Source organism: Pseudothermotoga elfii DSM 9442 = NBRC 107921, assembly GCF_000504085.1.
In the GTDB taxonomy this organism is placed as follows: domain Bacteria; phylum Thermotogota; class Thermotogae; order Thermotogales; family DSM-5069; genus Pseudothermotoga_B; species Pseudothermotoga_B elfii.
The window spans coordinates 1,574,054-1,588,913 of the sequence record NC_022792.1 but is presented as its reverse complement, the minus strand read 5'-3'; the positions used below and the strand labels follow the sequence as shown (position 1 = coordinate 1,588,913).

Sequence of the window (14,860 nt, the reverse complement as noted above, 5' to 3'; positions counted from 1 at the left end):
TGGAATTTTTGGATTCCATTCTGGTATTGAAAGTTGCGTTAAAAAAACCAACAGCTTTGTTTTCAGTTGTGGTAATCGCGTTGACTTTGTTCATGGCTATTTTTGCGCCATTTATAACTCCTTATAAAGATCAGGCGCTGGGAGAACCGAATCTTTCGGAACGCCTTCAACCACCTGGCGGCAAGCATATCCTGGGAACTGACCACATGGGACGAGATATACTCAGCCGTATTATCTACGGCAGCAGAACATCACTTCTGGTTGGTATAACTGTCGTGACGTTTTCGGGTTTGATAGGAATGATTGTCGGCATTGCCGCTGGATATTTCGGTGGAATTGTAGATAATCTGTTAATGAGATTTACCGACATTTTCCTTGCATTTCCACCTTTATTGCTGGCTCTGTTGATAGCTTCGACTCTTGGAAAAGGGTTGGGTAATGCTGTGCTTGCTCTGGTGATAACCTGGTGGCCGTGGTATGCAAGGTTATCAAGATCTCAGGTGCTTTCGATTAAAACGCTCGCTTACGTAGAAGCGGCGCGATCTGCTGGTGTTTCAAATTTTATGATTATGATCAGGCATATTTTCCCAAATTGTGTAACTCCCGTTCTGGTACAGGCTACCATGGATATGGGCTCAGCCATACTGGAGGCAGCTGCTTTGTCATTTCTCGGCCTGGGGGTCCAGCCACCAGCTCCAGACTGGGGATTAATGATAAGTGAAGGAAAGAATTACTTTCTGAATTACTGGTGGGTTCCAACTTTTCCTGGCTTGTTCATATTTTTACTCGTTATGAGTTTTAATTTGCTCGGAGATGTTTTGAGAGAAATTCTTGATCCGCGGCTCAGGAGGAGATTTTTTCTGTGAAAAAACTTGTGGAATTTGAAAGCTATTCTTTGACTTTTGCAACACTCAGTGGAAAGATAAAAGTGCTTGAGAATGTTTCATTTTCTATCAACCATAACGAAGTGTTTGCGCTGGTTGGCGAAACAGGATGCGGAAAAACGGTGACAGCTATTTCTATCTTGAATCTGCTTCCTGTAAATGCTATTAGATCGGGGAGGATTTTTTTCAATGGAACGGAAATAGACGATAAAACAGTAGAGTTGATTCGTGGAAGAGATGTGGCTATGATCTTTCAAGATCCGACCTCTTCATTAAACCCACTTTATACTGTTGAAAAACAGTTAATGGACATTCTGGTAACGAGGCAGCATATGTCTAAGAAAGAAGCAGGCTTAAAAATGCCAGAGCTGCTGAAACAGGTTCAGTTATACGACGTAGATAGAATTCTTAAATCTTATCCACATGAACTTTCTGGTGGCATGAGACAACGCATTATGATAGCAATGGCACTGGCGTGCAAACCAAAATTGTTGATAGCCGATGAACCAACGACTGCACTTGATGTGACAGTGCAGCGTCAAATCTTGTATCTGATAGCTCAGATAAAGGAAAAAAATCAACTTTCTATTCTCTTCATCACACATGATATGGGTATCGTTGCTCAGATAGCTGATCGTGTTGGGGTTATGTACGCCGGGATGATGGTTGAAATTGCACCGAAGAAAACAATTTTTGAAAAACCGCTGCATCCGTATACAGCAGGTCTTATGAGTTGCATATTTAATCCAAAAAAGAAAACCAGACCGAAGCCAATCGCTGGTTCTGTTCCGTCATTCAATAGTTTTTCGAATGAATGCAGGTTTCACAGCCGATGTGGAATAAGCCGCAAAATTTGTTCAGAGATATCTCCAGAGCTTGTTGAAATTGAACCAGGACATCTGGTTGCATGTCACGCATGTGGTGGTGTCAGAGATGATTGAGGTAGTTAATCTGAGAAAGTATTTTTTGGTCAGATCCAGTGGCATCTGGGGAAGAAAGAAAATTTTGAGAGCTGTTGATGGAATAAGTTTTTCCACGAAAATTGGTGAAACACTGGCAATAGTAGGAGAATCAGGAAGTGGAAAAAGTACATTAGTTCGCTGCATTAATGGTTTGGTTCAGCCAACGAGCGGTGAAATATACCTTGATGGCGTAAAAGTAAACGGTTTGAAAGGTGAACAGTACAGACAGAAGGTTTCAAGAAAAATTCAGATGGTCTTTCAAGACCCTGTGACGTCATTAAATCCAAGGATGAAGGTTCTCGAAATAGTGAGTGAGCCTTTAATGGTTCATACCAGATTCTCCAGTATTGACAGAAAAGGTATGGTTCTCGAGCTACTGGAGCGTGTAGGGTTGAATGAAAAACATATGTACAAGTATCCAGGAGAGCTGAGTGGAGGTCAGTGCCAGCGCGTTGCTATAGCCCGTGCGCTGTCGATAAAGCCCGGAGCTCTCATCTTGGATGAACCTACCGCATCCTTAGATGTGTCTGTTCAAGCTCAGGTGATAGATCTTTTGATGCAGTTGCAAAATGAGTTTGATTTAACGTATCTATTTGTTAGCCATGATATTTCTGTGGTCAGGAGTATCAGCCACAGAACAATGGTGATGTATCTCGGAAAGGTTATGGAGCTGGGTCCAACTGAAGAAGTGATAGATAATCCACTTCACCCGTACACTGAAATTTTGATTTCCTCGATATTTGTTCCAGATCCAAATATTCCTTTGTTCAGGCCAAGAGTTCAGGGAGAACCATCTGATCCTGTTGAGTTATTGTCTGGCTGTTTATTTCGCACGCGATGTCCGATTGCAGAAAATATTTGTTCGAAGCACGATATGAGTTTGAAGCAGGTGAAAGACAATAGATTTTCTGCCTGTTGGAAAAGCTGAAAGGGGGCACAGGATGTGATTAGACTTAATTTAGATGATATTAAACAAATTTTGTTTGGATGTGCTTTGCTTGGTACTGGCGGCGGCGGTGATCTGCAAGAGGGTGTGAAAATGGTTGAAGAAGTGAATGCAGAAGTTAATATGATCTCCTTGGAAGAGTTAAACGAAGGCGATTTGGTGGCATGCCCATATTTTGTTGGGTCAGTTTCCCCGAGAGACATGATAGAAAAAAAGAAAATTTCGAGGAAAATTACGTCTCCTGTGTTGGAATCTTTGAACATACTCGAAGAGTTCATGGGCAAAAAAATTTCAGGTGTTTTTCCAACAGAACTTGGCGGAGGAAATACGGCGGTGGCTTTCCAGGTGGCTGCTATGAAAAACATTCCTGTTGTGAATGCAGATCCCGTGGGTCGTGCAGTCCCCGAGGTTCAGCACACAACTTTCTTTTTATATGATATCCCTATGACTCCATTTTCATTGTGTAATGAATTTGGGGATAAAATAATAGTCCCGGAAATTTCATGTGATGAACAAGCCGAAGAGATTATCAGATCTGTGGCTGTGGCAAGTGAAAATAGAATAGGTGTGACATCTCATCCGCTCGATGCTAAAATCTTGAAAAAGTCGATCGTAGCAAACACTCTGTCAAAAGCATGGAAAATAGCGAAAGTTCGCGAGGCAGCTCTGATTAAAGGAGAAGATCCCGTTGCAGCGGTTGCAAAATCTGCCGGTGGGTACGTGCTATTCAAAGGTGTTGCCCTGAAAGATGCAAACTGGCGAGACGAAGATGGTTTTACAGTAGGAGATATGTACATAGAAGGTGTGGAAAAATATAAAGGGAGAATTATGAAAATATGGTTTAAAAATGAAAATCTGATCTCATGGATTGACGACATTCCATATGTCACCAGCCCGGATCTGATAATACTTGTCCACTCCGAAGATGCTTCTCCTGTACTGAATCCACACCTGAAAAGAAAAGACAAAGTCAGCGTTATTGGTATTCCCTCAGAGCCAGTATGGCGCAGTCCAAGGGCTATTGAGATACTTGGGCCAAGACATTTCGGCTTTGATATAGATTTTATTCCTGTTGAGAGGAGAATAAAAAGTGCGATTTGAATTGATTCGCCCTGCAAAAAAACTCATTAACGATGTATTTGAAATCAAAGAAGGCGAAGAAGTTGTTTTGACTTATGACACACTTTCAGATTTGCAAGTGGTTCAGATTACAGCGGCAGCAGCTGTTGAAATGGGTGCGAAACCTGTTCTTATATGCGTGCCTGCTCCAGATGGTGTTGGAAAAGCAGCTGATCCGCAGCTTCCTTTAAGAACACTGAGTGCCGCTCTGGAACATTGCGACGTATGGATTGAATTTAATGAAAGATGGCTCCTGTATTCCACAGTTTATGAACAGGCCATGAAAAATAAAAATCTTAGATATATGTGCCTGGTTGGTATGAATTCGGAAATGATGCAGAGAACACTGGATCTCGATCTGAGAAAATTGAGAGAATTTCTCAAAAAGGTAACAGAGAGAATCTCGAAAGCCAGAAAGGTTCGAATCACAACCGCCGCTGGCACAGATATAAATTTCGAAAATCATCCACATAGACCCGTTATATGCGATTCAGGAGAAGCAAATCTACCGGGGATTTATATGCTTCCTGGGCAAATTAGCTGGTCACCTGTGTTTGAATCCATAAACGGTAAAATAGTTTTTGATGGATCTCTTGTTCCTCCTGCTGGCATACTTAGGGAGCCTGTGGAGCTCACTATTGAAAATGGCGAAATAAAAAGAATTTCAGGAGGAACAGAAAGCATTATTTTTAAAAAATGGCTTGAATCATTTAAACATCGAGGTATGTTCAGACTAGCTCATATATCGCTTGGTTTCAATCCAGGAGCCAAACTCACGGGCAATGTGCTTGAGGATGAAAGAGTATGGGGGTGCAGTGAATGGGGGATCGGATACATAGGGGAGGATATGATTCCAGATATAAAAATGGAAGATCAAGCTCCGTCACATTGCGATGGGGTTTGTCTTAATTCGACCATAATTCTTGATGATGCCGTTGTTGTGAAAAATGGCGTTGTCGTTGATGAAGAACTCATGAATTTTGTTCCAAAGTAAGAAACTTTCTAACATTTGAAAAACACAATTTTGCAATTTTTTTCAGTTCTTCCAGGCCATATTTTTTGATAAACTGGCGGATGAACTCTATAGTTTTATTACTTGCTCCAAGTGGTATCTCCATTTCATAAAACTTGGAACGAGTTTCTATCCAATTTAAAAATTCTGCCCTCGATACAATTGATGCTGCAGCTACAGCAAGGTTTCTTTCACCATTTTTGAATCCTATCAGGGTTAATTGTTCAACTGACCTCATTCTGTCTTTTTTTGCTCCGAAATCGTCGTATACAGCTATAAGTGATGATCTTTTTTCTAAAACTCGTGAAATTGCATCTATGTGCATTTGTTCCAGTAATCTGTTCATATTTATCTTTTTTTCATTCAATCTTTCAGGCTCAAAGACAACAATCGCATGAGGGCAGATATTTTTTATTTTTTTCGAAATCTCTAAAATTTTGCGATCGTTAATAGATTTACTATCTTTTATATCCACATCTTTCAAAGCTACATACTCTTTGCAACCAATGTACACAGCTGTAACCACAACAGGACCAAAAACATCGCCCTTCCCCACTTCATCAGATCCTATTGCCGGTAAAATATTTTTGGGATCGGCGGGAAGGTTTTCCAGAATGCGCTTCTGTATAGAAAGATCTGAGTCTTTGCAAAAAAGAGTTTCGAATGTCGGTTTTTCTTCCCCCAATGCATGTTTAATTTTCTCAAGACACGATGGTTTTATTTGAGATAGATCGACAGTTGTACTTTTGTTTTTTCTGAAATATATTCTCAGGTATCCGCAATTTTCTATCAAAAACTGGATACCATACTGAATCTCTTTTTGGGATACAATTCTCAGATTTGCTTTTAACAATTTGTTTTTTAGGTCATCTATCATGGCTGGTTTAAAATCTTCTGTGCAAAATCAAAGCCGAGTTTTTCTGCCCTCTTTAAATCTTCCTCGGTTGGTCCACCATTAAAATCATAAACATCAACTATCTGCCATTTCAAAGCTTCTGCTATTTCCTTAGCGCGCTTTGAGGCACCTCCACTCCAGCCATAACTACCAAATATCGCGGCTGTCTTGAATTGAACATGCTTGATAGATGACACTTCAAGTGTCTCTGCCATTGGTGGAAAGAGAGATCCTTCGTATGTCGGAGCTCCAATAATCACACCTCTATATTTCCACAAAGAGGCCAGTATATAACTCACATGTGTTTCAGCAACATTGAAAACTTCAACAGGTATTCCTGTTTGCGAAAGTCCTTTTAGAACACTGCTCATGAATCTTTCTGTATTTCCATACATAGATCCATAAAGCAATGTTACGCCCTTTTCAGATGGCTGAGAGGCGTATTCGGCCCACTTTTTGTACAAATTTACGACCAGATCTGGTTGCTTGCGCCAGATCAAACCATGAGAAGGTGCGATGACCTCTATGGGAACTGATTTTAGTTTTTCTATGGCTTTAAGCACAGGACGAGAAAATGTTGCAACTATATTGGTATAGTATCTCAGCATCTCTTTAAGGTAAAAATCTTTTTCACTGCATTCATCATCGAATATGGTTCCTCTCAGAACTCCATACCCTCCAAATCCATCGCAGGAAAACAGGATTTTATGGTTTATCTCATAAGTCATCATTGTTTCCGGCCAGTGAACATAAGGTGTGTAATAGAATCTCAAAGTTTTTTTCCCTATATTTATCTCCTGCTGATCTTTGACAATCCTCACCTTGTTGTCTATATGGTAAAAAGCCTTCAAAAGATTTGCGCCTTTTTCGCTTATAAGAATCTCCACGTTTGGCGCTATTTTTTTTAAAACTGTTAAGATACCTGTATGGTCTGGTTCCATATGATTTATGACCACATAATTTATTTTTGATACTGGAATTATTTCTTCGATTTGCTCAAAGAATTCATCAGTTTTTATAGATTTTGCAAGATCTATCAAAACATTCTTTTCATCTTTCAGCAGATACGCGTTGTAAGATATACCTTCTTCTCCTATAGGCCAGAAACCTTCAAAAAGATGTGTGAATCTGTCATTAACGCCTACCCAGTAAACATCGGGTTTTATCTCAACAGCTCTCATATGTGTACCCCCTTACAGAATGCCGGCAAATGCCGGCACTCATGCTACAGTTATCTTTTTACTGCTTTCCCAAAGGCCGTGAATGTTGCAATAAGCAAGGGCATACATTGTTCCAGACTTTTTGATTTTCATCCAGAAATTTCCCGCATGGTGAGTCCACACTGATCCCTGGTTAGGACCAGCTACAGCTTCACCGTGAGCATTGAATTCAAATGTAGCAACATCATAAGTGAATTTCTCACCATCTGGATGAAAGAAAACTTTGATCCATTTGATGTGGTGTTCTGTTGTGTTTGGATGAGCGATCTCTTTACCAATTGAGACTTTTACTTCGAAAAGCTCATCTGCTTTAACACTGTCTGGGCAATCGATTACAGGTACATGTTTTTCTGCCTTCCAGTCAGCACTCTGTATTCGTTCTGATAGACTCATAATTACACCTCCTCTGAATATATTTTAACACCATAGGTGTTAAGAAATAAAAGCATTTCATTTATTTAGATAATTTATAACCAGGCAGTTTTTCGGGGTATTACTTTGCTAAGCGATTATTTTTAACCCAAAATCCTTAGCCATTTGAAAAACTTCGTTGTATTCTTCAACGTGAATTTTTCTTGAAAGCTCTGGATAATGATGAGCTTTGTAAGCTGGATAATACTGGCTCATAATATTCACGGGTATATCTCTGGAAATTGAAGATATAAGTTGAAAAATTTTTTCTAGGGCAGTTAATCTTTCCGGTAAAACGAGATGCCTTACAAAAACGCCTCGCACAGCTAAATTGTTTTCTATTTTCAAAGCACCTACCTGCCTGTGCATTTCTTTTAATGCAGAAAAGGTGTGAGCCACATAATTTTTTATACCGGAGTATTTCAGAGCTATTGAATCTTCCCCGTATTTGAAATCTGGCATGTATATGTCAATTAATCCTTCGAGTAATTCAAGTGTGTATAAAGATTCATAACCACTACAGTTATAGACAATAGGAATTTTGAGTCCTTTTTCGACAGCAATTGAAACGGCTTCAACAATGAAGGCTATCTGGTGGGTTGGACTAACAAGGTTCACGTTGTGGCAATTCATTTTCTGGAGTTCTATCATTATGTTTGCCAGTTTTTCTACAGAAATTTTCTTTTCTTTGACGGACTGACTTATTTGCCAATTCTGGCAATAAACGCATGTTATGTTGCAACCACTGAAAAAGATCGTTCCGGAGCCACCGTTACCCACCAAAAAACTTTCTTCGCCAAAATGTGGACCATAGCTTGAAACAAAAACCCCATAACCTGTTTTACAGGCGCCAATTTCGTTGTTTAATCTGTTTACACCACATTTTCTCGGACAAAGATTGCATTTTTTCATTCTTCTTTTCAAAATGTCAGCTCTTCGCTTGATTTTCTCATAAATAGGTCTCATGATGTTTCCTCAGAGAAATTATACAATTGTCAGTTAGTGCTATCATAAAGATTGGAGGTGCGGTTTTGCAAAGAAAGATATATTTGAAAAAACTTGATGTGTCAGATGCGCTTGAAAAATACAAAGCAGAATTGCAGCAAAGAGGTTTTTTCTTTGATGAATCAGAGATAATTCAGACAAGGAAATCTGCCCGAAGGGTTCTTGCAGAAGCTGTGTATGCAAAGAGAAATGTACCAGCTTACAATAGTGCTGCTATGGATGGAATAGCCGTGAGAAGCGTTGATACTGCTGGTGCTTCGAAAGTAAGACCAAAAATCTTACAAAAAAATCAGTTTGAATTCATAAACACAGGTAATCCTATGAAAATACCTTTTGACAGTGTGATAATGATAGAAAATGTTCATGTAATCGATGAAGACCATGTTCAAATATTTGAATCAATTCCACCTTTTCATAATGTCCGATTAATAGGTGAGGATGTATGTGAACAGGACATGATTTTTACTCGATATCATAGACTCAGACCTTATGATGTAGCACTTCTTCTGGCAGCCGGGGTTTTTGAGGTGAAAGTGCTTAAAAAAATGAAAGCAATTGTCATACCAACAGGTGGGGAAGTCGTTCAGCCAGAAGATGAAATAGATGTTGGAGCGATCCCGGAAACAAATTCTGTTATGATAAAGGCTTATCTTGAGGAACTTGATGTGGATGTCAATGTAAATGATGTCGTTCCGGATTCGTTAGATCTCATATCTGAAACTATATTAAAAGCGGTAGAATCATACGACTTGATTTTTTTAAATGCTGGTTCTTCGGCCGGCTCTTTTGATTATTCTTACCATGCTTTAGAGCAGCTTGGAAAAGTTGTTGTGCACGGGTTAAATGTGAGACCTGGCAAGCCTACCATCCTTGGAATAATCAGAAACAAACCAGTCATATGTCTTCCTGGATATCCGGGCTCATGCTATGTGATCCTCGAGAATATTGTTAAGCCCCTGATAAATGAGAAATACAGAATTATAACGGAGAAAAACCTGTTTCTGGAGGCGTCTTCTCTCAGAAGAGTGGTTTCTTCTATATCAGAAGATGAATTTATAAGGGTAAGTCTGGCAAAAATCAAAGATCGATACGTTTTTGTTCCGTTGAAACGTGGAGCGGCAAGTATGGACGCTTTATCAAAGATGAGCGGCACTGTTGTGGTTCAAAAAGGAGTTGAGCTACTTGACGAGGGAGATAAGGTCACGGTTGGGTTGAACAGGTCGCTTGAAGAGATAGATAAAAATATACTGTTTGTTGGAAGCCATGATCCGCTTATTTCCATAATAGCGGATCTTTTGAAACAAAAAGATTTCTCATTGAATATGTCAATCGTGAATGCTGGAAGTATGGGAGCAGTTGCTGCTGTAGCAAAAAACTGTGCCCATATAGGAGGAATACATTTGTTTGACCCAGTTTCTGGCGAGTACAATGTACCATATTTAAAGAGATACCTTCCCCAATACATCCTGATGAAGTTTGTCAAGCGAAATCAGGGTTTGATAGTTCAGAAAGGTAATCCAAAGAAAATTGAAAATTTGTTTGATCTGACAAGAAAAGATATCAGGTTCGTCAACAGGCAGAGAGCTGCGGGAACGAGAATTCTTCTGGATTACCATCTCTCAAAGCTTGGAATTGATCCATCACAGATAAATGGCTATGAAGACGAAGAGTTTACGCACATAAATCTTGCTCTGAAGATTAAAAAAGGCATGGCTGATGTGGGACTTGGCATTGCTTTTGCCGCAAAAATAATGGATCTTGATTTTATCCCACTGATCTGGGAAGATTATGATTTGCTGGTTCTGGAAGAATTTTTCAATGATGATAGATTTCAAATAATAATGGATTTGATACTTTCAAAAAATTTTTGCAACAGTGATTTGATCTATCAGGGGTATGATCTTTCAAGTGTGGGGAAAATAATCAGAGGTGAAAATTGTGATCAAATCAGCGGTAATAACAATCAGTGATAAGGCTTCCAAGGGTGAGAGAATTGATGAAAGTGGAAAAATTATCCAGCAAATGCTGAAAACGATAGATGCAAACATCATGTATTACAAAATAGTACCTGATGAACTGGATGACATTAAAAATGAGCTGTTGAACCTTTGCAAATCTGGCTTTGACCTTATTCTAACAACTGGTGGGACAGGCCTCTCTCCAAGAGATGTAACACCAGAAGCAACAATTTCCGTTGTAGAAAAAAGGATTTATGGAATAGAAATAGCTATGATAAGTAAATCTATGGTACACACACCTTTTGGGATGCTTTCAAGAGCAATAGCTGGTATTCGTGGCAAAACATTGATAATAAATTTACCCGGTAGTCCCCGGGCAGTTGAAGAGAATCTATCGATAATTCTTCCTGTAATACCTCACGCGATTGAGAAAATAAAAGGTTCGACTGCTGATTGTGCTCATGAAAGGGAAAAACTGGTGAAAAAAAATGAAGGTTGAATCTCTAAGATTTGCGACTCTGGAAGATATTTACAGTAGTTATGTTTCTAAAGTGGGATCAGTGACCGAAATAGAGACACTTGACACGCTCGAAAGTTTGGAGCGCGTCTGCGCGAAAGATATTTTCTCTTTAGAAAATCTACCTGGCTTCGACAAGTCTCTGGTAGATGGATATGCACTTAGGGCGCTTGATACGCGAGGTGCTTCCAGTAGTATGCCAGCGCTGCTAAAGATTGCTTTTGAAGTTCATATTGGAAAGAAACCAGATAAAAAACTGATACCAGGCGAGGCTGCCTGGGTTCCAACTGGTGGAGCGATACCTGAAGGGGCAGATGCAGTTGTAATGGTTGAGCATACTCAAGGATTCGGAGAATTTGTAGAGATCATGAAACCAGTTTCTGCTGGAGAAAATGTTATGAAATTTGACGAAGATATCAAGCGGAGCGATAGAATTTTGGAGAAAGGGACGCTTTTAAAATCTGGACATGTACAACTTTTGTTGCAACTCGGATTAATGCAGATTGAAGTTTTCAGGAAAGTAAAGGTAGCTATTATCTCAACGGGAGACGAAATAGTAGAACCATGGCAAAAGCCAGATACAGCTCAGGTGAGGGATAGTAACACCTATACTCTAAAAGCTTGGATCGAAAAACACGGTTTTGTTGCAGAGAGAGTTTCTCATGTGAAAGATGATGAGGAATCTTTGTATGAATCGCTGAAAAAGTTCCTGAATGATTACGATTTGATCGTAATAGCTGGTGGGAGTTCGATAGGCCCTCGAGATTACACTGCACGGGCAATTGAAAGGTTGGGCAAGCCGGGAATTATATACCATGGCGCACTTGTTCAACCAGGTAAGCCAACCATCTTCGCAATGATTGGTGAAAAGCCTGTGCTTGGATTACCAGGTAACCCTGTTTCATTTTTCGTAAGCTCACGATTTTTCTTGCTTCCTGTGTTGAGAAAATTGGCGGGGGCAAATGATTTTACTCCTGCACCTTCTGGGTTTGTTATATTGGCAAAAAATGTTCCTTCAATTCAAGGAAGAGAACATTTTGTCAGAGTAAAAACAGTTTTCAAAAATGGAAAAATTTTCGCCGAGCCACTTTTCAGTGAAAGTGCTCATGTTTCAAATATAGCAAATGCAGATGGAGTGATAAGGATTCCTCTTGGAGTTGAGGGAATAAATGCTGGAGAATTTGCTGAATTCTATCAGTTTTGAGAGGTGATAAGTGGTGTTTTCGCAGGCGTTGATGCTCGCTATTTTCTGTGTGTCATATTACTTCATATTGAGTGGCAGGTTTAAATCTTCTGTGATGGTCTTTTTAATGGGGCTCATAGTTGCATTCATGAAAATTGTTGAAGACATGAGTCTCGAAAATTTATCCCAATTCATAGATTTCAACACTATCGGTTTGCTTGCAGGTATGATGATCATAGTGGGATTGCTCAAATCAACAGGCTTCTTTCAATTTGTGGCTGTTTATGCTGTTAAGATGGGGAGAGGGGATATAAGAAAGACTCTCTCTCTCATTGTTATATCAATAGCTTTGCTTTCAGCTTTTCTGGATAACGTCACGACAATATTGATCTTTGCACCTATATTGCTTTTTATATCTGATACTGTTGGAATAGATGCAAAATATTTGATGGTTACAGGAATAATAGCCTCTAACCTGGGGGGTGCGTCGACTATGATAGGCGACCCACCAAACATAATTATTGGTTCTGCAAGTAAGTTAAGTTTCAACAGTTTTATAATACACCTTGCTCCTGTGTGTATTTTGATACTTATGCTGATGTTGTTTATCTGGTTCAGGAAAATGAACTCGGATGAATCAATGAGGGAAAAAATAAAAAAACTGGCAACGACAGATCCGAAGTCAGCAATAATAGATAAAAAGAAAATGATAGCTCTGCTGTTTGTGTTTCTGGGAGTGATATTCGGTTTTGCTTTGCACGAAGTACTTGATTATGAAATGGCGTTGATATCTATGGCTGGAGCAACAATTGCCCTTGTTATATATGGAAAATCTTTTGAGGAGGCTGCAAAAGAGGTTGAATGGGACACGTTGTTCTTTTTGATAGGACTTTTTATGATAACCTATGCGATGAGAAAAGTCGGACTGATAGATTATTTAACAAATGTTATTTCGAAAGTACATTCGCCGATCATTCTAATGACAACGCTAATATGGCTTTCCGGCATACTTGCAATGTTTTTGAGCGCTGTTCCTACAGTTATTATTATGATACCAGTCGTTCAAACACTCTTATTGATGGGTTTTACCCCCGTAATCTGGTGGGCACTTTCTTTGGGAGCGTCGCTTGGTGCAAATGGTACAACAATTGGTGCTGCAGTGAATATCGTTGGTGTCTCACTGCTTGGTAAGTATGGTGGGGGGACTGTTAGATTTGTCAGCTATATGAAAAGAGCTGCACCTATAACTTTATTAATGCTGCTCATTGCGAACATTTACGTAATTTTCATCTATCTAACTGGATGGTGAGATTTTGGAAAGAATCCTTCAGAATTTTTCAGATTACCTGATGCATGTGAGAAGACTCTCTGATCACACAGTTGTTGCTTATGTGGGAGATGTAAAACAATTTTTGTGCTTTTTAATTGAAAATGATATCGAATTGAAAGATGTTTCACGGCTCCATATAGAAGAATACATAAAAAAACTTTCTAAACAGAAGACAAAGTTGAATTCAACTTCTCTGGCCAGAAAGATATCATCGTTGAGAAGCTTCTTCAATTATCTTCAGTTAACATCTATTAAAGATGAAAATCCTGTTGAAGGCATTAGAAACCCCAAAATTCGCAGAAGGATACCGGATTTTCTGTTGCCTTCTGAAATTCAAAAATTGCTTGAGTTTTCAATGAAAAATCAGCGCGATTATCTCATGCTATCCCTTCTATATTTTTGCGGCTTGAGAGTGAGTGAGTTATGTAATCTCAGAGTAGAAGATCTATCATTTTCCCCTGCTTTTGTCAAAATAACAATGGGAAAGGGGAAAAAAGATAGAATAGTGCCTTTAACCAGTAAACTTGCTGAAAAGCTTGAAAACTACATTACCAGTTGCGGAAAGTCTCCAGAAGATTACCTTTTTGGCTCACAGATTAAAATACATCCAAGTACAGTTTTCAGGATAGTGCGTAAATACACAATGATGTGTGGCATCAAAAAAAGAATTCACCCCCACACGCTCAGGCACACATTTGCTACCCATCTTCTACAAAAAGGAGTTAATATAAGAGTTGTTCAGGACCTACTTGGGCATTCTAATTTATCAACAACAAGTGTGTATCTGCATGTTGTAGATCAGGAAAAATTCGATGCAATAAACAAATTGCTGCAGGAGGGTTGAATGTGGCTGGAAAACTGACATTAATAGTGGGACCTATGTATTCTGGAAAAACTACCGAACTACTTTCTTATGTTGAAATCTACAGACTTGGAAGAAAAAAGACGATTGTTTTCAAGCCTTCGTTGGATAATCGCTATGGGGTTGATTGTGTGAAAACCCACGCTGGTGTTGAAGTAGAAGCGATTGCTGTTGAGAAATCTGCTGATGCAATGAAATACATCAAACAACCTGTAGATGCGGTTTTTGTTGATGAGGTCCAGTTTTTTGACAAGGACTTGGTTAAAATCGTCAGACAATTACTCGATCAGGATGTTGATATTTTCTGTGCCGGGCTTGATATGACTTTCAAGCAAAATCCATTCGAAACTACTATGCTTTTGATGTCGCTTGCAAATGAAATCATCAAAAAGAAAGCGGTGTGCCACATATGTGGTGAATACAACGCAACGCTTACCTACAAATTTGTTCAGGACGATTCCGAAATAGACATTGGAGGCAAAGAAAAATACATAGCTGTTTGCAGGGATTGTTATAACAAAGTTGCTTCAAAAAATGACTGAAGGAGGGCTTCGAG

15 protein-coding genes are annotated in these 14,860 nt (G+C 39.3%); 11 read left to right on the top strand and 4 right to left on the bottom strand.

Features of this window, described 5'->3' with window-relative positions; translation table 11 throughout:
* Nucleotides 1-8 precede the first annotated feature (8 nt).
* From nikC to TEL01S_RS07685, 5 genes are read left to right on the top strand one after another with little or no spacing between them, the layout of a single operon-like run.
* Entirely contained in the window at nt 9-866 is an 858-nt protein-coding gene (nikC, locus tag TEL01S_RS07705) for a nickel transporter permease (protein ID WP_012003537.1), read from the top strand.
* Complete coding sequence (locus TEL01S_RS07700; RefSeq protein ID WP_012003536.1) at nt 863-1,825, top strand: ABC transporter ATP-binding protein; 963 nt, start codon at nt 863-865, stop codon at nt 1,823-1,825. Before nikC ends, TEL01S_RS07700 begins: the two co-directional genes overlap by 4 nt.
* Complete coding sequence (locus tag TEL01S_RS07695) at nt 1,818-2,774, top strand: ABC transporter ATP-binding protein (RefSeq protein ID WP_012003535.1); 957 nt, start codon at nt 1,818-1,820, stop codon at nt 2,772-2,774. Before TEL01S_RS07700 ends, TEL01S_RS07695 begins: the two co-directional genes overlap by 8 nt.
* 15 nt (nt 2,775-2,789) lie before the next feature.
* Nucleotides 2,790-3,893 (top strand): DUF917 domain-containing protein, encoded by a 1,104-nt coding sequence (locus tag TEL01S_RS07690; RefSeq protein ID WP_012003534.1) that lies wholly within the window; start codon nt 2,790-2,792, stop codon nt 3,891-3,893.
* Nucleotides 3,883-4,905, top strand: a complete 1,023-nt coding sequence (locus tag TEL01S_RS07685) for an aminopeptidase (RefSeq protein WP_012003533.1) — start codon at nt 3,883-3,885, stop codon at nt 4,903-4,905. Before TEL01S_RS07690 ends, TEL01S_RS07685 begins: the two co-directional genes overlap by 11 nt.
* On the opposite strand, the gene TEL01S_RS07680 is transcribed toward TEL01S_RS07685, so the two are convergent.
* The 4 genes from TEL01S_RS07680 to TEL01S_RS07665 all read right to left on the bottom strand — a co-directional run bounded on the left by TEL01S_RS07680 (nt 4,883) and on the right by TEL01S_RS07665 (nt 8,415).
* Complete coding sequence (locus tag TEL01S_RS07680; RefSeq protein ID WP_012003532.1) at nt 4,883-5,800, bottom strand: ribonuclease HIII; 918 nt, start codon at nt 5,798-5,800, stop codon at nt 4,883-4,885. The genes TEL01S_RS07685 and TEL01S_RS07680 overlap by 23 nt on opposite strands.
* Nucleotides 5,797-6,999 carry an FprA family A-type flavoprotein gene (locus TEL01S_RS07675; protein WP_012003531.1) on the bottom strand — a complete coding sequence of 401 codons (1,203 nt, stop codon included), beginning with the start codon at nt 6,997-6,999 and terminating at the stop codon, nt 5,797-5,799. The genes TEL01S_RS07680 and TEL01S_RS07675 overlap by 4 nt, the downstream gene beginning before the upstream one ends.
* Before the next feature lie 39 nt (nt 7,000-7,038).
* On the bottom strand, nt 7,039-7,431 hold the full coding sequence (locus TEL01S_RS07670; RefSeq protein ID WP_012003530.1) for a class II SORL domain-containing protein: 393 nt from the start codon (nt 7,429-7,431) through the stop codon (nt 7,039-7,041).
* 108 nt (nt 7,432-7,539) lie between these two features.
* Nucleotides 7,540-8,415, bottom strand: a complete 876-nt coding sequence (locus tag TEL01S_RS07665; protein WP_028843872.1) for a radical SAM protein — start codon at nt 8,413-8,415, stop codon at nt 7,540-7,542.
* A gap of 65 nt (nt 8,416-8,480) precedes the next feature.
* On the opposite strand from TEL01S_RS07665, the gene TEL01S_RS07660 reads away from it, so the two are divergent.
* Genes TEL01S_RS07660 through TEL01S_RS07635 form a run of 6 tightly spaced genes read left to right on the top strand, consistent with a single transcriptional unit; the run spans nt 8,481 to nt 14,846 of the window.
* Complete coding sequence (locus tag TEL01S_RS07660; RefSeq protein WP_012003528.1) at nt 8,481-10,424, top strand: molybdopterin biosynthesis protein; 1,944 nt, start codon at nt 8,481-8,483, stop codon at nt 10,422-10,424.
* Nucleotides 10,393-10,911: a MogA/MoaB family molybdenum cofactor biosynthesis protein gene (locus tag TEL01S_RS07655; protein ID WP_012003527.1), complete on the top strand. Its 519-nt coding sequence runs from the start codon at nt 10,393-10,395 to the stop codon at nt 10,909-10,911. Before TEL01S_RS07660 ends, TEL01S_RS07655 begins: the two co-directional genes overlap by 32 nt.
* Nucleotides 10,901-12,133: a molybdopterin molybdotransferase MoeA gene (locus TEL01S_RS07650; RefSeq protein WP_028843873.1), complete on the top strand. Its 1,233-nt coding sequence runs from the start codon at nt 10,901-10,903 to the stop codon at nt 12,131-12,133. The genes TEL01S_RS07655 and TEL01S_RS07650 overlap by 11 nt, the downstream gene beginning before the upstream one ends.
* Nucleotides 12,134-12,143: 10 nt before the next feature.
* Nucleotides 12,144-13,421 (top strand): ArsB/NhaD family transporter, encoded by a 1,278-nt coding sequence (locus tag TEL01S_RS07645; protein WP_232504353.1) that lies wholly within the window; start codon nt 12,144-12,146, stop codon nt 13,419-13,421.
* Nucleotides 13,422-13,425: 4 nt separating this feature from the next.
* Nucleotides 13,426-14,286 (top strand): site-specific tyrosine recombinase/integron integrase, encoded by an 861-nt coding sequence (gene xerA, locus TEL01S_RS07640; RefSeq protein ID WP_012003524.1) that lies wholly within the window; start codon nt 13,426-13,428, stop codon nt 14,284-14,286.
* Between the two features lie 2 nt (nt 14,287-14,288).
* Nucleotides 14,289-14,846 carry a thymidine kinase gene (locus TEL01S_RS07635; protein WP_012003523.1) on the top strand — a complete coding sequence of 186 codons (558 nt, stop codon included), beginning with the start codon at nt 14,289-14,291 and terminating at the stop codon, nt 14,844-14,846.
* Nucleotides 14,847-14,860: the final 14 nt, after the last annotated feature.

Excerpts from the sequence above, each read along its gene's own strand:
- TEL01S_RS07695 (WP_012003535.1), top strand. The coding sequence starts at position 1,818 with ATGATTGAGGTAGTTAATCTGAGAAAGTATTTTTTGGTCAGATCCAGT.
- TEL01S_RS07680 (WP_012003532.1), bottom strand. The coding sequence starts at position 5,800 with ATGATAGATGACCTAAAAAACAAATTGTTAAAAGCAAATCTGAGAATT.
- TEL01S_RS07675 (WP_012003531.1), bottom strand. The coding sequence starts at position 6,999 with ATGAGAGCTGTTGAGATAAAACCCGATGTTTACTGGGTAGGCGTTAAT.
- TEL01S_RS07670 (WP_012003530.1), bottom strand. The coding sequence starts at position 7,431 with ATGAGTCTATCAGAACGAATACAGAGTGCTGACTGGAAGGCAGAAAAA.
- TEL01S_RS07665 (WP_028843872.1), bottom strand. The coding sequence starts at position 8,415 with ATGAGACCTATTTATGAGAAAATCAAGCGAAGAGCTGACATTTTGAAA.
- TEL01S_RS07650 (WP_028843873.1), top strand. The coding sequence starts at position 10,901 with ATGAAGGTTGAATCTCTAAGATTTGCGACTCTGGAAGATATTTACAGT.